18 protein-coding genes are annotated in these 21,787 nt (G+C 32.9%); 14 read left to right on the top strand and 4 right to left on the bottom strand.

All coding sequences use genetic code 11. From position 1 onward, the window contains the following. Positions 1 to 324: 324 nt before the first annotated feature. The 12 genes from H033_RS0117320 to H033_RS0117265 all read left to right on the top strand — a co-directional run bounded on the left by H033_RS0117320 (position 325) and on the right by H033_RS0117265 (position 15,124). Entirely contained in the window at positions 325 to 1,674 is a 1,350-nt protein-coding gene (locus H033_RS0117320) for an exopolysaccharide biosynthesis polyprenyl glycosylphosphotransferase (RefSeq protein ID WP_026839421.1), read from the top strand. Between the two features lie 54 nt (positions 1,675 to 1,728). Then, complete coding sequence (locus H033_RS20605) at positions 1,729 to 2,625, top strand: family 16 glycosylhydrolase (RefSeq protein ID WP_026839420.1); 897 nt, start codon at positions 1,729 to 1,731, stop codon at positions 2,623 to 2,625. Positions 2,626 to 2,995: 370 nt separating this feature from the next. Further along, on the top strand, positions 2,996 to 3,757 hold the full coding sequence (locus H033_RS20600) for a polysaccharide biosynthesis/export family protein (protein ID WP_034886442.1): 762 nt from the start codon (positions 2,996 to 2,998) through the stop codon (positions 3,755 to 3,757). A 20-nt stretch (positions 3,758 to 3,777) separates the two neighbouring features. Beyond that, positions 3,778 to 6,114, top strand: coding sequence for a GumC family protein (locus H033_RS20595; protein WP_051228062.1), 2,337 nt, complete (start codon positions 3,778 to 3,780; stop codon positions 6,112 to 6,114). Positions 6,115 to 6,148: 34 nt separating this feature from the next. Further along, entirely contained in the window at positions 6,149 to 7,528 is a 1,380-nt protein-coding gene (locus H033_RS0117300) for a lipopolysaccharide biosynthesis protein (protein WP_026839419.1), read from the top strand. Beyond that, positions 7,494 to 8,762 carry a glycosyltransferase gene (locus tag H033_RS0117295; protein WP_196809468.1) on the top strand — a complete coding sequence of 423 codons (1,269 nt, stop codon included), beginning with the start codon at positions 7,494 to 7,496 and terminating at the stop codon, positions 8,760 to 8,762. Before H033_RS0117300 ends, H033_RS0117295 begins: the two co-directional genes overlap by 35 nt. Before the next feature lie 10 nt (positions 8,763 to 8,772). Beyond that, on the top strand, positions 8,773 to 10,074 hold the full coding sequence (locus H033_RS0117290) for a hypothetical protein (protein WP_051228059.1): 1,302 nt from the start codon (positions 8,773 to 8,775) through the stop codon (positions 10,072 to 10,074). A 9-nt stretch (positions 10,075 to 10,083) separates the two neighbouring features. Then, positions 10,084 to 11,427, top strand: coding sequence for a glycosyltransferase (locus H033_RS20590; RefSeq protein WP_051228056.1), 1,344 nt, complete (start codon positions 10,084 to 10,086; stop codon positions 11,425 to 11,427). A 545-nt stretch (positions 11,428 to 11,972) separates the two neighbouring features. Further along, positions 11,973 to 13,103: a glycosyltransferase gene (locus tag H033_RS0117280; RefSeq protein ID WP_026839416.1), complete on the top strand. Its 1,131-nt coding sequence runs from the start codon at positions 11,973 to 11,975 to the stop codon at positions 13,101 to 13,103. Positions 13,104 to 13,111: 8 nt separating this feature from the next. Next, complete coding sequence (locus tag H033_RS0117275; RefSeq protein ID WP_026839415.1) at positions 13,112 to 14,017, top strand: glycosyltransferase family 2 protein; 906 nt, start codon at positions 13,112 to 13,114, stop codon at positions 14,015 to 14,017. Between the two features lie 181 nt (positions 14,018 to 14,198). After that, positions 14,199 to 14,642, top strand: coding sequence for an oligosaccharide biosynthesis protein Alg14 (locus H033_RS0117270; protein ID WP_026839414.1), 444 nt, complete (start codon positions 14,199 to 14,201; stop codon positions 14,640 to 14,642). Continuing rightward, a complete protein-coding gene (locus H033_RS0117265; RefSeq protein WP_026839413.1) occupies positions 14,639 to 15,124 on the top strand; it encodes a glycosyltransferase in 486 nt (161 codons plus the stop codon). The genes H033_RS0117270 and H033_RS0117265 overlap by 4 nt, the downstream gene beginning before the upstream one ends. Before the next feature lie 252 nt (positions 15,125 to 15,376). On the opposite strand, the gene H033_RS0117260 is transcribed toward H033_RS0117265, so the two are convergent. The 4 genes from H033_RS0117260 to H033_RS0117245 form a co-directional block, all read right to left on the bottom strand. Next, positions 15,377 to 16,600, bottom strand: a complete 1,224-nt coding sequence (locus H033_RS0117260; RefSeq protein ID WP_026839412.1) for a hypothetical protein — start codon at positions 16,598 to 16,600, stop codon at positions 15,377 to 15,379. Then, entirely contained in the window at positions 16,600 to 19,059 is a 2,460-nt protein-coding gene (locus tag H033_RS21075; protein ID WP_155827869.1) for a hypothetical protein, read from the bottom strand. The genes H033_RS0117260 and H033_RS21075 overlap by 1 nt, the downstream gene beginning before the upstream one ends. Positions 19,060 to 19,071: 12 nt before the next feature. Beyond that, positions 19,072 to 19,584, bottom strand: coding sequence for a T9SS type A sorting domain-containing protein (locus H033_RS0117250; protein WP_026839411.1), 513 nt, complete (start codon positions 19,582 to 19,584; stop codon positions 19,072 to 19,074). Between the two features lie 88 nt (positions 19,585 to 19,672). Continuing rightward, entirely contained in the window at positions 19,673 to 20,185 is a 513-nt protein-coding gene (locus H033_RS0117245) for a hypothetical protein (protein WP_026839410.1), read from the bottom strand. A 530-nt stretch (positions 20,186 to 20,715) separates the two neighbouring features. Here H033_RS0117245 and H033_RS21875 point away from each other — a divergent pair. Both H033_RS21875 and H033_RS21870 read left to right on the top strand, forming a co-directional pair. After that, positions 20,716 to 20,874 (top strand): class I SAM-dependent methyltransferase, encoded by a 159-nt coding sequence (locus H033_RS21875; protein WP_196809467.1) that lies wholly within the window; start codon positions 20,716 to 20,718, stop codon positions 20,872 to 20,874. Positions 20,875 to 20,928: 54 nt separating this feature from the next. Next, the gene (locus tag H033_RS21870) at positions 20,929 to 21,294 is read left to right on the top strand and encodes a hypothetical protein (RefSeq protein WP_196809466.1); all 366 of its coding nucleotides are present in this window, start codon (positions 20,929 to 20,931) and stop codon (positions 21,292 to 21,294) included. Positions 21,295 to 21,787 lie beyond the last annotated feature (493 nt).

Here is a 21,787-nt window from a genome sequence, read left to right as displayed (position 1 = left end):
CAGAACGGGTATTTAAAGTTCGCATTCAATTTGCTTCAGGTATTCTTCGTGATATATCTATAAATGACTATTTAATTAAAAACAATAATTAAAGATCATCATCCAAAAACATTCAAGAAGTATTTTGAATTTCGTCAAATATTTACACTTAAGAGTATTTGTGAGTATAGCACAAAGAATTTTGGACGGGTTGAATGTGGGAATTTTCTTGCCTATAATTCAATTGACTCAGAATTTTTACCTAATGTCAAAAAATCTTGGAACTTGAGATTCTTATTAGATACTTACATTTATTTTCGAAATTTATAAATTAACACTAAAGTTGTGAAGGGGTCATTTTTTATTATTCCGTTTTCTGTTGTTATTCATTTATTGATTATCAACCTGACCCTCTATGTGCTAACACCAGGAACTTTTGCCAATTTTACAGTAGCAATATATGTAAATTTAGCTTGGTTGTTAATTGGAATTGGTCTAAGCTTTTATAGTATAGACAGAAAAGAGAAATTTATAGGCAAATTTCATAAATTTTTACGCCACTATTTCGTTTTTTCACTTTCCTATTTCACCGTTTTAGCTTTTACCAAAATTGAATTCAATCCAAAGGAACAAATATTCGTTCTCTTAATTTTACTTGTTTTTCTTTCTGCATATCGCTGGACTTTTTTTGAATTCCGTAAATTATATCGCAAGGGAGGTGGAAATTTTTTGAATGTGGTGGTTCTAGGAAATGATAAAACTTTATCCCGTCTCGAACGTATATTTAATAAACCAGATTATGGTTATAGATATTTGGGGTATTTTAATAATAACGATGGCAATGCATCAGCTGAAAAGCATTTAGGCTCTTTTGAAGATTCCTTTAAGTATATTTTGCAAATGCAGGTTGACGAAATTTATTGTTCTGTAAGTCAGTTCTCTTATGAAGAGCTTGCAAGGCTTAGGACTTTTGCTGATAATAATTTAACCAAATTAAAATTGATACCAGATAATAAGGAATTTTATTCCAGTTCTATGGAATTTGAAATTTTTGAGAATATAACTGTTCTCAATTTGCGTAAATCTCCATTGGATAAAAATTATGCCAAATATGGAAAACGCTTATTTGATATTTTGGCTTCCTCTTTGGTGATTTTATTCGTTCTTTCGTGGCTGGTACCCGTTTTATTTATATTAAATCAAATGGAATCCAAGGGTCCAGTAATATTTAAGCAGTTGCGACATGGTGAAAAGAAAAAATCTTTCTGGTGTTATAAATTTAGGTCAATGGCAATTAACAAGGAAGCAAATAGCCAAATGTGTAGTCGAAATGATTTAAGGGTTACTAAAATTGGCAAATTTATTAGAAAAACCAGTATAGATGAATTACCTCAGTTTATAAATGTATTATTTGGTGATATGAGCATTGTTGGACCACGACCACATATGGAATCCCATACAATAGAATACCAGAAAAATGTTGATAAATACCTCGTAAGGCATTACACTAAACCAGGAATCACTGGTCTTGCACAAGTAAAGGGATACCGTGGAGAAATTGTTAGAAAATCTGATATTGTAAATCGTACACGGATGGATATTTTTTATCTTGAAAAATGGACTCCATGGTTAGACCTTCAAATAATTTATGAAACTATAATCATTTCGGTTAAAGGAGATGATAAAGCCTATTAGCATTTATAATATTCCTCATTATTAGCATTAACTGCAATTTAAAATTTTAAACCAATGAATAAATTTACCATGAAAAAGAAACAAATACTTAATAGAATCCTATTAGCACTAACCCTAAGTTTTATTTTAATGAGTTGCGACTCATCAGATGATTCCGCAACCGATGGTGATATTCTTGGAAGGACAAAAATCAAGATGGAAATTCCGAGCCAGAACATTCTTGAAAATTACAACTGGAATGACGCTACACTAGTCTGGAGTCATCAATTTGACGATAATAACTCTTTTGATGAGAACTGGGTTCTTGAAAACAATCTAGTGTCAGATCAGTTGCAGGTTTATACTAGAAAAAACTTGGAAGTAAGTGGTGGTACTTTAAAAATTTCTGCTACGAAAATTGGCGAGGGTCAAAATAAAGGGGATTATGCCTCTTCAAGGATTACCGGCAAACTCGCATTTCAATATGGTCGCATAGAAATTAGCGCAAAACTTCCTGAAGGTGAAAAGCCTGGAATAGGTTCTAAAATAGGATTAATTGGTGATAATATAAATGTTGTAGGCTATCCGAATAGTGGTGAAATTGATATCATGGAATATTTCAGTTCTTCGCCTAATAAAACTTATGTTTACGTACATACAGCTGCAAATAATAACGATAATGTAATAACAGCAAATACTACTCTTGATACCGCCGAAGAAGAATTTCATGTCTACGGAATTTTGTGGACCAAGGACCGTATAGAATTTTATATTGACGATACAGAAAATATAATTTATACGCTAACCCGTCCATCTGATGCCACTGAATTTAATTGGCCATTTGACCAGCCATTTTATCTTGTAATAGATATGGTTGTAGGAGGAAGATATGCAGGAGAACAAAGTATAGATGATTCTATGTTTCCTGCAATTATGGAAATTAATTATATAAACGTGTACCATGCTCAATAAAAAATATTGACTTCCTCAATTGAATTAAATAATTCATCAATGTTCCGCAGAAGTTGTGCAATTGCATTAATTATTTTTAAAAAAATTGTTATTGTTTGTTAATGTCTTAAAATAATTTTCCAACGATAAAACAAGTTTTGACATTCTATATACAAGCACTTTAAAATTATTTTTTTTATTAAATTAGTAATGATCCTATAATTGATAAATTCTTCTGATAAGAGCAAAATATTCCAGTTTCCATGGAAATACCATAAATTTAATGAATGAAATCAAAAAATTTTATAATTGTTGTCTTCAAGATATACGGATAATGAAAATAAAAAAATATTTTAACCAGAATCTAGAATAATATATACCACTTTAAGCTATGACCAAATTTCATAAATGCATTCATCTATTGGTTGCTGTTTTGTTCCTTACCTCCTGTTCAAATTTGAAAAAAGCGACCTACTTCAATAATGTTCCTGACTCCCAGTTCAAATCGAACCTCGATAATTTGGAACCTGTCTTAGGCCCTAATGATTTATTGAGTATTTCGGTAAGCAGTTTAAATGCAGATGCCACTGAAATTTTTAATCCGGCCAACACTTCAGGTTCTATTAAAAACAATGACAATCGGGCTCCGGAATATTTAATTGATGAAGATGGGAATATACGTTTTCCTTTTTTGGGAAAAATAAAAGCCGCAGGGAAAACCAAACAAGATTTACGCGAAGAAATTACTAATGAACTGATAAAAAGAAAATTATTGGTAGAACCTATAGTAAATATAAGGTATTTAAATTTTAAAGTTTCGGTTATGGGAGAAGTAGGTAACCCTACGGTATTGACAGTTTCTACCGAAAAAGTAAGTTTATTGGAAGCCTTGAGCCTCGCGGGGGATCTTACTATTTATGCCCAAAGGGATAATGTGCTCTTGATCAGGGAAGAAAACGGCATTAAAAATCTTACCAGAATCGATTTAACTTCCGACGACATATTTACATCACCAAATTATTATTTAAAGCCGAATGATGTAATTTATATTCAACCCAACGAATCTAAAGTAGCGAGTACCTCGAGGCTTATCACTTGGCTTCCCGTAATAATTAGTGCGCTGTCTTTTGGGATTATTGCAATTACAAGATAATTTATCTAAAATTAGATTTTATGTCCTACAATAATAAATCGGCCAAAAACGAGAACCTTTTAGGCTCTATGATGGATTTGTTTTTTCCATTTTGGCCGTTGCTTGCTGTAATTTTAGTAGTAGTTTTATTTCTGGCTTGGGGATATAAAAATTATGCTACCCCTACCTACGAAGTTACCGCTACATTAATCATCAAAGATGAGAACAAGGGGGTGGATAATTCTAAAATGGTTGAATCCATGAACCCTTTCGATTCGAAAAAAATCGTGGAGAATGAGATTAAGGTCATCCAATCGCCCGATATCATGAAAAAAGTGGTAGATAGCTTGAATCTTTATGCCCCAATGTATGAAGATGATGATTTTTTGGGCTTGAACGTAAAATCGGTTTCGGCTTATAATTCTTCGCCTATTCAGGTTAAGCTCAAAAACCCAGATAAGATTGTAATTGAAAAAGATGCTCCTGCCGAACATTATTTCACATTCGATTCCTCTAAAAAAAATGTCAGGGTTGATGGGAGAACCTATCCCTTAAACAAATGGGTGAATAGTCCTTTCGGGAGAGTAATGTTTTATCCTAATAAAAACAAGGCCCAACAAGCCAAAAAATCCTTGTACTTCGTATTGATGAACCCTCGTAGTGTTACCGAGGGATTGCTGAAATCACTAGAAGTTACCCCACCAGAAAAATTGTCTACCGTAATCAACCTAATTTTGGAAGATGCGGTGCCCAACAGGGGAGAAGATATTTTGAACGGTATAATAGAAGCTTACAACCAAAAGGCCATTGAAGACAAAAATATTTTGGCTGCGAATACCATGAAATTTATTGAAGCCCGTATTGGCAATTTAGGAGATGAGCTTGATGCTCTTGAAAGCGAAAATGAACAGTATCGTTCTTCAAAAGGGGTTGTGGATCTTAGCGAGCAAAGCAGAATGTATTTACAGGATGCGGGGCAGAATGATCAGCGGATTGCCGATATAAGGCTTAAGCTTTCGGTATTGGATAAAGTGGAAAATTATATTCAATCAAAAGATGGCGGGGGAAGCATTGTTCCTTCTACTTTAGGAATTGATGATCCTGTCTTAACTCAATTGCTCCAGAAGCTGTATAATTCTGAAATAGAATATGAACGCTTGCGAAAGACAACGGCGGTAAATAACCCTATGTTGACTTCCCTTGCCGATGAAATTAATAAAATTCGTCCTAATATTTTGGATAATGTGCAAAGCCAAAAAAGTAATCTTAATGCAAGCCTTTCCAATCTATATGGTAATTCGGGAAAATACAACTCTGCTTTAAAGACCATTCCAGAAAAGGAGCGTAAACTTCTGGAAATAACACGAAGGAAAGCGGTTAAACAAGACATATTTGCTTCATTATTGGAGAAAAGGGAAGAAATAGCATTGTCCTTTATGCCAACAAATGGGGACGATACGGTGGTTACTAGCGCCCAAGCATCTTTAGAGCCAGTAAGTCCTAAAGGGATTAAATTGTATGGAATTGCACTTTTTCTTGGCATAGCCTTCTGGATAGCTTATGTAGTTTATAAAGAAATGCTAAACCAAAAAATACTTTTTCGCTCAGAAATTGAAGAATCTACCCATTTGCCAGTTATTGGTGAATTGTCATATTTGAAAGAAGGCAAACAGCTATCCCATGAAAACCCTGAAGATATGTCTATTATTGAGCAATTCAGGCAACTGGATGCGCAATTAGGGCTATACAGTAGGACTTTCAGAAAAAAGAAGATTTTAGTTACCTCCAGCTTGTCCGGAGAAGGTAAAAGTTTTGTGAGCAAGAACCTAGCGTATAGTTTGGCTCAATCCGGTAAAAAAGTTATTCTTCTGGATATGGACTTTAGAAAACCCAATACCACGAAAGCATTCAAACTTAAGGAGCATAAAGGAATAGTTGATTATTTGAAAGAAGAAGCTAACCTTGAAGAACTTATTGTACAATCTGAGATGGATTCAAATTTATATATTTTGCCTGCCGGCACACCGGGACAGGACCATACCCAGCTGCTCTTAAACGGGAAATTAGAATCACTTTTTGAAAAACTTTCAGATAGGTACGATTATATAATTATGGATTCTGCTCCATTAGGGCTTGTTTCCGATGCCAGCCTATTGGCTGAATTTAGTGAGATAACTTTGCTTGTTGTTAGGCACAATTTCACGCCAAAAAAGGTTGTTCAAAGACTGGATCAAAATCATTCAGATAAGAACTTGAAGCATGCGGGCATCGTTTTTAACGGATTGAAAAAAAGAGGCTTTATAAAGGAAGATAGTGGTTACGGCTATGGATACAGCCAGACTTATGGCTACGGGGCTTATACTAACAAAAATAAGTGAAGGTACTGTTCTTAGAATTTAATTCAACTTTATAATGAACAGATATTTCACGCCTTTACTTGCTTTTTTTCGTAAACACATTAACAATGGACAGGAACGAAGCATAAAAGCCAAAAAAAATATAGCTACTTCAATTTTAATAAAGGGAGGAAGTATTGGAATTAGTTTGTTACTTGTGCCTCTTACTATCAATTATGTAAATGCAGACCGTTATGGTATTTGGTTGACAATTAGTTCAATCGTAGCATGGTTTAGTTTTTTTGATATCGGGCTTACACAGGGGCTAAGAAATAAGTTTGCCGAGGCAAAAGCAAATGGAGATGATGATAGCGCACAGGTCTTTGTAAGTACGGCTTATGCAATACTGGGCATCGTTTTCCTAAGTGTCTGGGGTGTGTTTTTGTTGGTGAATCCATTTTTGGACTGGAGTGACATGCTCAATTTGTCGGTGGTATACAAATCGGAACTTTCAACCTTGGTTTTAATTGTTTTCACCTATTTCTGCTTTCAGTTTGTTTTTAAGATAATTACCACCATTATAACAGCGGATCAAGAACCAGCAAAAGCATCTTTAATAGATTTGATATCGCAAATTTTCTCCCTGATAATTATTGGTTTATTGGTAATGACTACCTCAGGATCATTGATCAATTTAGGCCTTGCTTTATGCATTGCTCCACTACTTACCTTATTTATAGCGAACATATATTTTTTTAGAACAAAGTATAAGCCATATACTCCCACCCTTTCTAAAGTTAGATTTTCACATGCTAAAAGTCTATTTAATTTAGGAGTTGTATTTTTTGTGATTCAAGTAGCAGCTATCATACAATTTGAAACGGCAAACATTATAATAGCCAGAAACTTTGGTCCCTCTCAGGTGACTTCATTCAATATTGTTTATAAATATTTTAATGTTCTTACTATGGGGTTTATTATTTTTCTTTCCCCGTTTTGGTCAGCCTCTACAGAGGCATATTTGAAAAATGATATACAATGGATAAAAAACAGCATGAGAAAATACAATTTGTTGAACATTGCATTTATTTTTATAGGGGTTGTAATGCTGATTTTTTCAAATAAAATTTACGATTTTTGGTTGGGAACTGGAACTGTGGATATTAGTTTTGCTCTTTCCTTTTGGGGGTTTATATATGTTTCAACATTTATTTTCGGTGCTAAATATGTTAATTTTTTGAACGGAATTAGTGCTTTACGTATACAATTTTGGGCCAGTATTTTTAGTCCGTTCCTATTTATAGCTTTGGTCCTTATATTTATAAAATATTATAAAATGGGGGTATATTCTTTATTTCTGGCCTCTATCATTGCTAATTTCAATGGTTTCATTATCGCACCCCTACAATACTATATGATCATTGTTAAAAGTAAAAAGGGGCTTTGGATTAAATAATTACTGTATGAACAATTTAAAGGTTCTCCATCTTCAATATATGACAACCGAGGCGAGTCCGGGTAATAGACTTCACAAAGCTTTTTTAGATGCTGGAATTAATTCCAGCCTTCTTTCTTTACATACCGAGCTAGACGAACAAAAAAATCTTTTTAGTCTTGGAAGAAATTCTAGGTGGATTTCTAAATTAAATAACCGAACTGAATCTTATTTAAAAAGAAAAATGACCTCTGAATTTGGAATTTTTTCCTATCCAGTTATTGGATCTAATATTTCGGAAATGAATGTGGTGTTGGAAGCAGATGTTATATATATACATTGGGTGCTAAATGGGTTTTTAAGCCTCAAAAATATTGAGCAATTGGTTAAGCTTAATAAGCCCATAATATTTTTTATGCATGACATGTGGACTATTACGGGAGGTTGCCACCACAGTTTTGGCTGTGATAAATATTTAGAACACTGTCATAACTGCAAATTTTTTATAGGGGATAAGAAGAATGATTTGGCTACAAGTGAGTTTAAAAAAAAGAAAAAATTATTTTCAACATATGATAATGTGCATTTCATTGCCCCGAGTAAATGGCTCTTTGAATGTGCTAAGCAGTCTGCGCTTACAAAAGAAAAACCTGTGTTTTATATCCCTAATTATTTAGACGAGAAAACATTCAAACCATTTGATAAAAACATTGCTAAAAATATTCTCAATATTGAGAAGGATGATTATGTTATTGCTTTTGGTGCAATCTCTATTGATAGTCCTTATAAAGGTTGGAAATATCTGCAGAAGGCATTGGAAATAATGAAAGAAGATGGCTGTTTTAAAAATGTGAGTGTACTGATATTTGGGAGTGGATATAACAAGGAAGTCGCCGAAGCTATACCGTTTAAAACTAAATTTATGGGATTTCTTACTAATGAATATGCAACTAATCTTATGTATAATGCAGCCGATGTATTTCTAGCACCATCTCTTGCTGATAACCTTCCTTATTCCATTTTAGAATCACAAAATTGTGGCACACCAGTAGTTGCTTTTAATATAGGAGGAATACCTGATTTGATCGAGCATAAAGGCAATGGATATCTTGCAGATTATAAGGATTCGATTGATTTAGCTAAGGGGATAAAGTATTGCATTGATAATAACCTAAAGGGTTATGCCTTGCAGGAATTTGATGGGGATTTAATTATGAGGAAACATTTAAGTTTAATTGAACAAATTTTGAACTAAGAATTATTTTTTGAAAAATCAGGATATTTTAGATGATTATTTATTTTGGGATCGCAAGGATCGCCAGATCCTTAATCTTTTTTGGTTCGGCTTTATACTTTATACGGCGAGTTACACAATTTCTACTACTGATACTGTCAATTATAATTTGAGTCAATTTATTCAAATTATAGGGATTCTTATTTTTATCCCTACGGGCATTCATTTAATGAGTTATACTATAAGAAATAGATATTTAAAGGTATTATATATTCTGTATTTATTTTGGCTGTTAATAATAGTGATAAGAGGTGTTGAGTTTAACTTTGAGTCTATAAAGTTTGCGCTTTTTGATGCATGGTTTGGTGTTTTTTTGTATTTAGTCCCACTTTTCCTATTGCTGCCCAAGAAACTGATTTGCTATAAGCGGCTTTTTGATGTAATTATTATTTTAGGAGTTATTTATGTTATTTACGATATTGTTTATATTAAAGAGTTGATGCGTGCGGGTCAAAATCTGCAAAGTCAGGCTATTGTTGAATACTTTTCTAAGACTTTGGCAACCCCGTGTCTATTTTTAATACTTACCTATAAGTACCATTCTTTTCAAAGAAAGGTATTTGCAATAGGTATATTAGTATTAACCGTAATCTTTGCAGTTATTAGGGCAAGGAGAGGTTTATTAATAATGGAAGTGCTTCCATTGGCATTGGTTTATCTTCTTTATCTTTCCAGCACTAGTGGAAAATTCTTGATTATCTTAATGTCGATATTCTTAGGTGGTTTAGTAATGTTCGGAATGGAGTTTTATAATGCGAGTCAAGACGACCTATTTGGTAATCTTATGGATCGAGGTTTGGAAGATACAAGATCAAATGTAGAAACCTGTTTTTATCTCGATATGAGTGCTAAAGACTGGCTAATAGGTCGCGGGATGATGGGCGAATATTTTTGTCCAGATATAGATCCTGATTCGGTGACCAGTTATAGAAGAACTATTGAGACGGATTATCTTCAAATAATCTTAAAAGGCGGAATAATTTCTTTATTTCTCTTTTTAATGATTACAATTCCTGCCATTTATAAAGGGCTTTTCAATTCAAATAATTTGCTTAGTAAGGCGGCAGCTATGTGGATAGTATGGGTATTATTAATAATGTACCCATCAACTGTTCACACCTTCACCATGCAGTATATTTTATTATGGTTAGCTGTTGGGATTTGCTACTCCAAAACCATAAGAAATATTCCAGAACAAATTCTTGTCGAATATTTTAAGGGACATAAAGATCCTATAGAAAAATCTACAGATTTCCGAAATCAAATTCATTAACAATAAAAGATGACCTCACCTAAAGTTCTTATTTTAAAACAACCCTTTAACAACAATACGGGTGGTGGTATTACCCTTTCAAATCTTTTTGATAATTGGGACAGAGAACAACTTGCCGTTGCGTGTTCGGGATATTTGCTGACCGAAGATATGGATCCCAAGTTATGTAATAACTATTATCAGTTGGGCTCTAAAGAGCGTAAATGGATGTTTCCATTTAACCTTTTTAGTCGAAAATATTATTCAGGTGCCATAAAAATTAATGACAAAACATCTACTAAGGACAAGGTTGTTATTAAAAAATCAAAACTACGTGTAAAGCTGATAATGGAATACGTACGTCCAATTTTTGAACAAATTGGATTTTCGTATTTTCAGGCTAAAACAGGGTTGTCTCCAGAATTTTGCAAATGGTTGGATGATTTTAATCCTGATATTTTATATATTCAGGCTGATACTAGGGAAGATGTTTTATTCGGAATCGAGGTCTGTGATTATGTAAAACGACCTATGGTTTTCCATATGATGGATGATTGGCCTACATTAATAGGAGTAAAAGGGATATTAAAAAATTTTTGGAAAAGCAAAATTGACAAAGAATTCAGACTCTTGCTAGATCGGGCAGACTTGCTTATGGGAATAAGCGATTATATGTGCGAGGAATATAAAAAACGATATGGAAAAAAATTCATCACTTTTCATAACCCTATAAAATTGGAATTTTGGGAGAAAGAACAAAGAGGAAATTATGAACTCCCCAAAAATCCAACAGTATTATACGCAGGAAGATTAGGTCTTGGTATCGATAAATCTTTAAAAAGTATTGCTGAAGCGGTGAAAAAAGTTAATAAAGAACTGCAGACAAATATAAAATTTGTAGTTCAGGCACTAGATGCACCGGATTGGATTAAAAATGATCAAAATATAGAACATCGGCAATTTGTGAAATATGAAGAACTTCCAAGAGTTTTTTCTGAAGCCGATCTTTTGATTCTTCCGTACGATTTTAGTTTAGAATCCATGAGTTTCATAAAATATTCAATGCCTACAAAGGCGCCCGAATATATGGCTAGTGGCACACCAATTATCATTTTTGCCCCACAAGATACGGCATTGGTGCAATATGCTGAAAAATACAATTGGGCAGCAGTAATTACAAATAACAACATAGACGAATTAGCAGAAAAGTTAAAACAACTATTTCTCGATAAATCCCTTAGGGAAAAAATAGCAAAAACTGCTAAAACTATAGCTGAAACCCGCCATGATTCAGACTTAGTAGCGAGAGAATTTCAACAAATGATTTTGAATATGAGAGAAAGGAATAATTATAAAAATACAGTAACTTCATGAAGCACTTGGTTATTGGTATTCCAACTTTTAAAAGGCCATTGCTGAAAGATAATTTATTCGATACTATTTAAGAATTCAATATAGACTATAATTTTATTGGTGAAATAGTTCTTGATTGTTAGTAACGCTACAGAAAAAACAGCAGAGACAATATGGATATAAAAATAATAGAATATAACTGGCAATCTTAGTATGCGCTCAAATTTTTCGACATCATCAATAGAAATCAAATACAATGGATTCCAAAGATTTCTACTTTGGTGATTTTGTCTCAAGAAATTTGTAGCAACTATTTGGGAAATTAGAAGCCAATTCAGATCAAATTTATATACTTATTTTTACAAAGCTAAGAGCAGGAAATTTAAATATTGATAGAATATAATTTTACAATCATATTCTATCAATATTTATTTAATTTATAATTAAGGTTTTACTAAAACCTAAAATGGCTCATATTTTAGCATTTCGGAATATTTATTCTTTTAACTGTGGGTTTAAAAATTAATAGACCAATGTTAAGTACGGCATTACCATAAAATATTAATATGAAATTACTATTTATTTGTTCAAATAACTTTAAAACTGTTTCAGGGGGTGGTTCCCAATGTACCAACAGAAATTATCTCTCGCTATGCGAAATTCTTGGAAATGATAAAGTCGATGTTATTCAATTAGATACTCCGCTAGAAAAAAATCTAAATTCCATATTGTCCAGGTTTGGAAACTATACTAAAGGTTACAATGCCGGATTAACAAAAAAAGTGATTACAACTATTTTGGAAGAGTCATCTAAATATAATTATATTTTTATGGATTCCTCATTTTATGGAATATTATGTAAATACCTAAAAAAGAATAATTACAAAGGTCAAATAATATGTTTTTTTCACAATGTTGAACATAAGATGTATCTTCAAGAAGTGAGAGCGAACCCCTTAAAATTTTGGAGAAGCATCATAATCTACTACAATGAAAAAAATGCGGTAAAATTTTCGGATCAGGTTATTGTTCTAAGTGAAAGGGATTTAATGGATCTGGGTCAAATTTATAAAAAGTCACCTCAATTTAAAACCCATGTCATTCCTATAAGTTTTAAATACAGTTATCCTGCTGGAGATATAGACCTTCATGAACAATCAAAATTACCACCGGTCTTTTTATTCGTTGGGAGTGAATGGTTCGCGAATATTCATGGAATTACCTGGTTTGTAGAAGAGGTACTAGATCATGTAGATATAAAACTGCAGATAGCGGGAGGGGCCTCTAATGTGTTGAAAAAAAAATTAATTAATTCTAAGATAGAATATTTAGGATTTGTTCCAGATCTCTCACTCAATATTATTGAAGCTGATTTTATTTTAGCTCCCATCTTTAAGGGAGGAGGTATGAAAGTGAAAATTTGTGAGGCATTAATGTATGGAAAAAATATAATTGGAACTAAAGAAGCTTTTATGGGCTATGATTTAGACTTGGATAAAACGGGTGCAGAATGCAACAACAAAAGCGAATTTATCAATATAATTAATGAATGCTCCTCTTCAAAGAAGCAAAAGTTCAACATGTACAATAGAAATCGTTTTTTAGAAACTTATTCCTTTGCCTCTACATTAGAAAAATTTAAAAGTGTTTTTGAAAGATCAGAAACTCCTGCTTCAAATGTATACACCAAAATATAGTTATATAAATGAAAGGTGTAAGTATAATAATTCCTACATATAATAGAGCAGAATTTGTAAAAGAAGCTTTGCAAAGCGTAATAGAGCAGGACTATCCGGGTCTAATTGAAATCATCGTTTCTGACGATGGCTCTACGGATGAGACCCTTTCCGTGGCATCTTCTTTTGGAAACAAGGTTAAGATTCTTAGAAAACCGGAAGATTGCAAATCTCAGGGAGCTTCGGGTGCTCGTAATCGCGGAATTTTAAGGTCGACACAACCCTATATCTGCTTTTTAGATTCCGATGATTTTTATCTTCCCGGACACTTGCACAAAATGATTCTGGCCATAGAAACTGACCCAGGGTTAGATTTTGCACTCTGTAATTCTTTGGTAATGCTGCAAGTTGAACAGAACAATAAATTTAAACGCTGGACGAAAATCAATATCGAACCAAGGGATATTTTTAATCTTGCCATCTCAACTTTTCATTTTGCACATACCAATGGCTTTATTTTTAAAAAGAAGGTTTTCGAAAAGGTCGGCTTATTTAATGAAAACTATAAAAATGCGGAAGACACTGATATGTGGATGCGTATCAATGAAAATTTTAAAGGCATCCATGCAGACCATTATGGTACAGTAACTCGTCTTCATAATCAGCACCGGCTTACGGATATTTCCAAACACTACTTACTCCAAATTCATTATGATGTTTTTCGCAAGGCGATCAGGCGGTATAAGAATAAAAGCTTAAACGATAAATACAGATTGCGAAAACTTTGGCTACTTTGCTTTAAATACAAAATAAGCCAATGGCCGGGTTTTATTAAAATTTACAAAATTATAAGCGAACATAATACTAAAGAATCTATTTTAGCAGCGGATGATTCTTCATGGAAATCTTTAGAATATTATATCGATTCTCAATAAATATTTCGTTTTTGTAGTTTTTAGCTATATTCTTATAAAAATCCTTATTATATTAGAAAATATAAAGAGAGCCATTGGCCAAAAATTTTAAAATTGGATCAACCTTATATAGTAAAGATCATTTCGAAAAGGAGGTGGATATGAATAAATCACTTGAAATTAATTTATATTAAAAAATACTATGAAAATTCTGGCAGTTGCTTCAGTAGGAGGACATTGGATTGAGCTCTTACGATTGGTACCAGCTTTTGATGGAAACGAGGTTATATATGCATCTACTAAAAAAAGTATTGCAGAAACCGTAGAGTTCTCTAAGTTTCATGTGATTCCAGATATAAACAGAAATGAAAAATTTAAACTTCTGAGTGCGATATATAAAATATTTTCTTTGGTAAGTTCTATCCGGCCCGATGTTATTATCTCTACTGGGGCTCTTCCAGGACTCATTTCGATAATTGCTGGAAAGTTTTATGGGGCAAAAACCATTTGGATAGATAGTATAGCGAATGTAGAAGAGCTTTCACTTAGCGGAAAAATTGCTTCCAAGTTTGCAAATAGAACCTATACTCAATGGCCCGATCTCGCCAACAAAAAATGTTTTTTCCACGGAAATGTGCTTTCATGATATTCGTAACTATTGGTACTCAAGAACCTTTTGATAGGCTTATTAAAGCTGTGGATGACATATTCCCAGAACTGGAAGATCAAGAAATAATTGTTCAGGCTCCTTTAAAGATTTATAAGCCCATTCATTTTGAAACCTTCAATTTTATAAATCCGTTGAAGTATAAAGAAATTTTTGATCGAGCCGATTTTATTATAAGTCACGCCGGCATGGGCACCATACTATCAGCAATGACAAGTGAAAAAGCTTTATTAATTATGCCAAGACTTGTTAAGTATGGTGAACATAGGAATGAGCATCAACTTCATACCGCCCAAAAATTCAAATCCTTAAATTACATCAATGTTGCTGAAAATGAGACAGAGCTAAAAACCATATTATTGAGCAAAAAAAATAAGGATTTAATGGTTTCTAAAAGTATGGGGGACTATGCCTCAGATGAATTGATAAATTCTTTGAGAAAATACATAGCAATTAAATGAGCATTAGAAGATAAAATTTTTAAATGAAAGACCAAATGGGCAGCAATTGCTGGTGAGTGAAATAATAATTCCTTTTAATAAAAAAGATTATCCGTTTAAATGTTTAGAAGTATCCAATATTATATCTTGATGTTACCGCATTAAATTTACGAATGAATAGTTATTTATGTCATTCATAAAAATACAGCTAATGTCAATTCATTTTGGAATTAAACCCAACAAGCTAGATTATTCTGCTTAAGTGATGTACTCCTAATAGGGCAGATCTAAATTAATATTTCCTCCATCTTCATCAACGTATTTTGACCCTCCAATTCCCGTTCTTATAACTTCATTTCTATTTAATGTATTGCCAGTAGCTCCGGAAAAGAAGAATATGGTAACTGCATAATCCCTGGTGGTAATTAAAGTATTATCGTAAAATGAATTATTATTACTTTTATCTTCTACATATAAGCCTATTCCCCCATCAGAAGAATGAAAATTATTCGTAAAGGTTGAATTTTTGACATCATTTAAATGTAATGCATCAGCATTAAATGAATTCTCTGAATATTCTAATCCATCACAATTGTAAAGTTCGATTAAATGAGGGTCACTTCCCGAGACAGTTCCAGAATTTCCGGTTACTGATACACCTGTCATATATTTGCTTCCTCCAGATCTTCTATTCATGGAAATTGGATTATAGGCATTTTTTATAGAAGTTAACGTGTTGTCCTGAATAATTACATTGTCCCAGGCCACGTTTTCAATTCCACGATCCCTTGCATCTACAATAGTATTATTCGAGATAATTGCGTTTCTTCCAGTACCACTTAAACTGACAGCCATTCCATATATAGATGCCGTACCAAGGTTGTTAAAAGAACAGTTTTTTACAGTAATATCTTCTATTCTAACAACATCGTCTGCATCATGGTTTACAGTCTCAATTGCCATTCTACCTATATCCTGAAATTTACTATTAATTATCACTATATTTTTGGATCTGTAAGGTCCTTGAGAAACAAATTTTAGTCCATTGGTATTTGTGTAAGGACAAGTAAAGTTACATCCATCGAAAAGGATATTTTCAGCACTTGCATTATTAAAATAAATAAGGCCACCATAATCAAGTGATTTTGAAGTATAGATTGAATTAAAACCTATATTTTTGAAAGTAATATTTTGTGCTTCTTCTTCAAATCTTATTAAATTTTCCAAGTTTCCCTCAATTATAACCCCATCAGCCCCTGAAATATTTAGGTTATATATGTTTCTTAAGTTAATTCTAGAAGTTAGGGTATAAGTGCCTGAAAGCAAATACAAAGTAGCTCCTGATTTTATATTTGCAATAAGTTGTTCAACCGTACTAATAACTATTGCGTTTTGGGGAATTGTTTCTTGAGTTTCCTCTAAGGAATAATAATAGTTCTGTCCAATTAGGGAATTACCACCCACAAGGAAAAATAAAAAATATAGGAGTACTCTCATTATAATACAATATACGTGTTTGTTCCTGTTTTTCTTAGAATTCCTCCTGTGTATGCCTTATTATTTCCTATGGTTGCATTCCCTGAATTTACACCATTTAATATAACTCCTGAACCTTCTAATGTTAATGTAGTTCCATGAACTTCAATATTGATAACATCGCCAATTTTCATAGCCGAAAATCCGGCATTGATAGTTAACGTAGCCGAGGAGGTGCATGCAATTGTATTCCCAATATCCGATTGCGATATATTCCTTGAAGAAGGAATAATAATTACAGTTGGTTTTTTTAAATACGCGTTATCAACTTGTATTAAAATTTCTGTTTTTATACTATCAACTTCCGCTTGGGTATACAATTTTGGAGCATTTTTTAAACTGGTGTACTCACTGTCAAAATCATCGCTAGCATCGGTATCCCAATTCGCAAAGGAAATCGAGTTTCCACCAGAAATGGAAAGTTCTGTGTTTTCCAAATTTAATGATTGAACAACACTTCCACCACCATCAAGATTTACCACCAAGCTATCTACCTGGTTTTTGGTATATAATTCGGGTACCTCGGTTAAGTCTTTAAATTTGCCGCTAAATAGGGAAGGAGTGTTTTCTAAGTCTATATAATTTCCACTAAATAGTGCGGGGGCGTTTTTTAAGTCGGAATAAATTCCGGAGAAGTCATCACTAACGTTGGTATCCCAGTTTTCAAAAGAAATAGCGTTTCCTCCAGAGATAGAAAGTTTAGTGTTTTCCAAAGCTAATGACTGGGCAACTCCGCCACCACCATCAAGATTTACCACCAAGCTATCTACTTGGTTTTTGGTATATAATTCGGGTACCTCGGTTAAGTCTTTAAATTTGCCGCTAAATAAGATAGGAGTATTTTCTAAATCTATATAATTTCCACTAAATAGTGCAGGGGCGTTTTTTAAGTCGGAATAATTTCCTGAAAAATCATCGTCAGCGTTTGTATCCCATTTTTCAAAGGAAATAGAATTTCCTCCAGAAATGGATAAGGTAGCTTGTTCTAAGTTTAAATTTTGAGGCACACTACCTGTTGTTTCAATTCTACTAATAAGATTGTCAATTTCCAGTTTGTTATAAAGCTCTGGTTTATCCAGAAGATCACTAAATTTCCCTGAGAAATCATCGTCAGCGTTAGTATCCCATTTTTCGAAAGAAATAGAATTTCCTCCAGAAATGGATAAGGTTGCTTTTTCTAAGTTCAAATTTTGAGGCACACTACCTGTTGCTTCAATTCCACTAATAAGATTGTCAATTTCCAGTTTGTTATAAAGCTCTGGCTTATCCAGAAGATCACTAAATTTCCCTGAGAAATCATCTTCAGCGTTAGTATCCCATTTTTCGAAAGAAATAGAATTTCCTCCAGAAATGGTTAAGGTTGCTTTTTCTAAGTTCAAATTTTGAGGCACACTACCTGTTGTTTCAATTCCACTAATAAGATTGTCAATTTCCAGTTTGTTATAAAGCTCTGGTTTATCCAGAAGATCATTAAATTTCCCAGAGAAATCATCGTCAACGTTAGTATCCCATTTTTCGAAGGAGATAGAATTTCCATTTGATATTCTAAGTTTTTCACCATTCAATTCCAGCATTTGAGGAATATCACCTGAAGTTTCAATTTTTGCAAGCAGCGCATTTATTTCCTGCCTATTATACAATTCTGGTAAATCATATAAATCCACATAATTGCCGCTAAAAAGCTTAGGCTGGTTTTTTAAATCTTGATAATCTCCGGAAAAATCGTCTGTAACATCGGTATCCCAATTGGATAATTTTATACTATTTCCACCAGAGATGGAGAGACGATCATTAATCAAATTTAAAGTTTGGGCTAACCCACCATCAACATTCACATCTACAAAAAGTTTGTCTATTTCCTCTTTAGTATAAAAATCTGGTAAACTAGTTAAATCCAGATAATCGCCAGAAAAGTCATCCTGTGCATTTTTATCCCAGCCATCGAAAGTAGAATTATCGGCATTCACTTTGAGATCTAAATCTGAAATTTGAGACATAGAAATATTACCAGTAAAAGCATCTGCAGTTTTTGCATGCAAAGCATAAGGTACGCTAAGCATTTCGCTAATTCCGGTTATTGAATAATCCCTACCACCATTTGGATCCACTTTGCTTTCTATAAAATAAGGTCCCTGTGACCAATTAATTTTTGAAAATTCCCCAATTATTTTGGTTCCTGTTCCAATTTGGAAAGAAACTAATCCATTAGCATTTGTTGCTATCAAATGAGATTCCTCATAAACAATTGAACCATTTGCTGAGCCTTGTTTAATCAGTATCTTAACAGTAACATCTGAAGCACTAACAAGTTTATTACTACTATTTCTAATAACACTTTGGTAACTCATTTTATCAGGAGTTTGGGCAACAACCTCAATAATTGTAGTAGCCATCAATATAAAGCTAAGTATCCATTTCATTTCTTTATCTCTTTATCTCTTTAATATTTTAACTGTTTTCATATGCTGGCCATCTTCTGTAAGATAGAGAAGATAAAGTGCCGATTGAAGATTATAAGTATTTACTGTTGTTTTTGGTTTTATGAGTTTACTTTGCATAATCAATTTTCCAGAAAGGTCGAACAATTTATAAGTGATATTTTTATCTTTCAAGTCAGAGGTTTCAATTATAAAGTAATCCACTACAGGATTTGGATAGGTTGATAATTTAATTTTAGTTTCTGTTAAGGCTGGTTTTGCAGCTGTATTTTCAATATCAGGCTGTTGTATTCCTTCGTATACAATATAATCGTTATCGGAATTTACATTGTAAAAGATCTGACCAACAGAAAAAGCTATAGAACCTCCATTGCCTACCCCATCACCTCCTGCGGTATCAGTTATCGCCGATAATATAATAGATTCGTCTTTATTAGCAAAATCGGTGGGTTGACATTGAGGTATAGCATATGCCAGTAGTGCACATACCAAGGGTAGGTATTTCATATAGATTGTAGTGGATTTGGGGCACTTATGTTCGGGGGGAGGGAACTAAATCAGGATATTATTACAATAAAAAATACCCTTATAATGCTTAAAAAAGTCCTTTAAAACTTTTAATTTCAGGGTTAAATTTATAATCGATGTTGGCTTTATTCTGAAAGTCATAACATATCTCTAACAAGAACATACCCAATCTATTTCCATTATATTCCAAAATAAAATCACCAGGAAAATCCTCATGGAATATTTTGTTGCATTTTTCTATTGCGTTGAGTAGTAACTCAGAATTATTTGCTAATAATAATTCGCGGGAAAGAACTGATTGAACCTTCAAAGATGCAGAAAGCATCTTTTCTTTTTCCAGTATTGTACTTATATTCTCACCTAAATTTTGATTGAAGCTTTCAGGGTCAGAAACTAATCTATTCCAAAAACTGTTTAAAGTTTCAATGCCTTCAATTTTCCAGTTGTAGGAATTTGTCTTTTTTTCAACATTCAATGAGGAAGCTTTTTGCTCAATTTCGTTTTTGAAGAAAAATATCTTATTAAAAATAAAATGAGAATTTGCTTTTAATTGATCTATAGAAAAAGAATCTCCGCTCATATATGTAGTTTTATATCGGTCAAATATATTAAAAAATCGTTAAAGAGCACTATTTAAATAATATTTAACATTTTTAACGTTATGATAGTAAACTAATTAGAATCGTTCTGAAATCTTTATATACTCTTTTGACTTTTTTTAATGTTAAAAATTATTTCGGATAAAATGCAATGTTAATTGCTTTTAAGGATGGAAACGAAAATTTTGAAATAAAAGACTGAACCCGTATTTATACGATAGCGTAAAACCAGTATACCACGATAACTACGTAGAGTTTGATATAACTAAAAGCGCTTCAGAAGGTTTACAAGCAAATGCTTATTTTTTTAAGAATTCCGAATGGGCATAGGAATATTTAATCTACTGTCATAGGGATGTTGAATTTATCAGTCTATGGAAAACTGCACTTGGAAATTATTCTGATAAAATCGTAGTAGATTTAGGATGCGGGCCTGGGAATGTCTTTGCCAATTTTGAAGAAAAGCCTAAACTTTTAATTGGAATTGACGTTGCAGTAAAATCTTTGGATTTTGCAAAAAAAATCAGGATATCTTCCCGTTCTGGCAGATGTATCTAACCTCCCTTTTAAAAGTGGTTTTGCAGATACTGTAATTTTAAATGCTGCTTTGCATCATTGTGATGATATGCCTGCTGTACTTTCAGAAGCAGCCCGTATTTTAAAACCCTGAGGAACTATTATTACCGATCATGATCCTCAAAAACCTGCATGGAATTATAAAGGTTTGGCCTTATTGCTTTGGAAAAGCAGAACTCTGTTTTATAGACTAACCGGATATGGATTCCATAAGGAAAAGGGACAGCAATATTGGGCTTTAAAAACGGAAATCCATCATAAACCGGGTCATGGTGTTTCAAAAGAACTTTTTGAAAAGAGCTTAAAACCAAATGGTTTTGATGTGAAAATTTACACTCATAACCATACTGTAGACACCAAAATATTTGATGGAAATATTGATAAGGCAGCCTTTAAATATAGATTAGGTGATATACTTTTCGGGAGAAATCCAAATTCGCAATTTAGTGCACTTCCTTTAATGTGTGTAGCCAGGAAAAATATGGACGCTACAATTACCATGAATATGGCTTAGAAAACCGGGTAAACTGTAATTATAAAATGCTGACGTCCTTTATAATCCCAAGTGATAGTTTTTTTTAGCTTCTACTGCAGGGGAAAAAATCTCTGAAGGACCAAATAAATTTTATCGACTTAAAATTCTGTTTCTATATCTTCTATAGCTTCATCAAATGACGCATAAATAAGTTATTAAGTGTAGTTTCTCCAGGGTATTTAAAAATCTTCAATTGATGCCTGACATTATAGTTTCTAGAATAGTCTTTAGATAATTAGATATCTTTATATTCCATCAATATAAAATCCCTGCTTTAATGCTGTAAATCAGTAATTTAGTCTTGATGTTTATCAATTTATTAGTTGCTTAAGAATTCACAAGGACTTGCTAGATTAAATTGTCGAGTTTCCTAAAGTTCTATTTTCAGTTAACTTCTTTTCAAATTCACAGTTTTATTGTGTTATTTTTATTTCTCCACGGAATACGCGCGCAGCGGAAAACCTGTTAGATA

The sequence above is a fragment of the Gillisia sp. JM1 genome (genome assembly GCF_000424645.1).
Taxonomy (GTDB): domain Bacteria; phylum Bacteroidota; class Bacteroidia; order Flavobacteriales; family Flavobacteriaceae; genus Gillisia.
This window is presented reverse-complemented; position numbering and strand designations above follow the sequence as displayed.

Excerpts from the sequence above, each read along its gene's own strand:
- H033_RS0117270 (WP_026839414.1), top strand. The coding sequence starts at position 14,199 with ATGAAAATTCTGGCAGTTGCTTCAGTAGGAGGACATTGGATTGAGCTC.
- H033_RS0117245 (WP_026839410.1), bottom strand. The coding sequence starts at position 20,185 with ATGAGCGGAGATTCTTTTTCTATAGATCAATTAAAAGCAAATTCTCAT.
- H033_RS21075 (WP_155827869.1), bottom strand. The coding sequence starts at position 19,059 with ATGAAATGGATACTTAGCTTTATATTGATGGCTACTACAATTATTGAG.
- H033_RS0117275 (WP_026839415.1), top strand. The coding sequence starts at position 13,112 with ATGAAAGGTGTAAGTATAATAATTCCTACATATAATAGAGCAGAATTT.
- H033_RS0117250 (WP_026839411.1), bottom strand. The coding sequence starts at position 19,584 with ATGAAATACCTACCCTTGGTATGTGCACTACTGGCATATGCTATACCT.
- H033_RS0117265 (WP_026839413.1), top strand. The coding sequence starts at position 14,639 with ATGATATTCGTAACTATTGGTACTCAAGAACCTTTTGATAGGCTTATT.
- H033_RS20590 (WP_051228056.1), top strand. The coding sequence starts at position 10,084 with ATGACCTCACCTAAAGTTCTTATTTTAAAACAACCCTTTAACAACAAT.
- H033_RS20595 (WP_051228062.1), top strand. The coding sequence starts at position 3,778 with ATGTCCTACAATAATAAATCGGCCAAAAACGAGAACCTTTTAGGCTCT.
- H033_RS20605 (WP_026839420.1), top strand. The coding sequence starts at position 1,729 with ATGAATAAATTTACCATGAAAAAGAAACAAATACTTAATAGAATCCTA.
- H033_RS20600 (WP_034886442.1), top strand. The coding sequence starts at position 2,996 with ATGACCAAATTTCATAAATGCATTCATCTATTGGTTGCTGTTTTGTTC.
- H033_RS0117280 (WP_026839416.1), top strand. The coding sequence starts at position 11,973 with ATGAAATTACTATTTATTTGTTCAAATAACTTTAAAACTGTTTCAGGG.
- H033_RS0117300 (WP_026839419.1), top strand. The coding sequence starts at position 6,149 with ATGAACAGATATTTCACGCCTTTACTTGCTTTTTTTCGTAAACACATT.
- H033_RS0117260 (WP_026839412.1), bottom strand. The coding sequence starts at position 16,600 with ATGAGAGTACTCCTATATTTTTTATTTTTCCTTGTGGGTGGTAATTCC.